Here is a 638-nt window from a genome sequence, read left to right on the forward strand (position 1 = left end):
CGGGGACGGGCTGTTGGCTTGCCCTTTCGGTCGGTTAATTACTCCGCCTATCCCCGTTGCAAATATAATTATTTTTGTTTCAATGCCAATAATACAATCAATCATTTCCAAAAATCTAAATAGTTATCAATCTGCAATTCGTCCGCAATCATACGGTCGAACGTGCGTTTTATCTCTTTGTCCCTCGCAATCTCATACGCCGTAAAATCCAATTCCGGGGCGTCGGTTCCCTTTCCTTGGACGTGGAACGCTTCGTATTTGTTGACGAACCCACGGGCGACACGTTGCATATATCGGGCAAGTGCTTGTTTGCGGTCGTCCTCGGTTCCGGCAACCTCATTGGCAAAACCCAACTTTCGCAACCAATCATAAATCAACATTCCGTCAGCAATACCCAATTCCAAACGCCCGGTATATTTGTACCGCAAAAATACATCCCTATATCGGGCGACCGTTTCGTTATGGTAATACCTTTTTTGTTCCGGGGTCAACTCCCTTTTCGGTTCCGGCACAGCCTTATACGCTTTATGTATAACCCCGTTTTGTTTCCGGCGGTATGCGTTCAATATCTTTGCGAAATAATCGGCGTTAAACTGTTGGTAATGCTTTTTGTCCGGATTGCCTTGGCTGTCTTTCGG

At 46.1% G+C, this 638-nt stretch carries 1 protein-coding gene; it reads right to left on the reverse strand.

What is annotated here, in order from left to right; translation table 11 throughout:
• Positions 1–101: 101 nt before the first annotated feature.
• Positions 102–638, reverse strand: a 537-nt coding sequence (locus ACFFUV_RS23565) for a hypothetical protein (RefSeq protein WP_390198398.1), incomplete at its 5' end; no start/stop codon positions are given.

The sequence above is a fragment of the Vibrio olivae genome (assembly GCF_042428525.1).
Lineage (GTDB): Bacteria > Pseudomonadota > Gammaproteobacteria > Enterobacterales > Vibrionaceae > Vibrio > Vibrio olivae.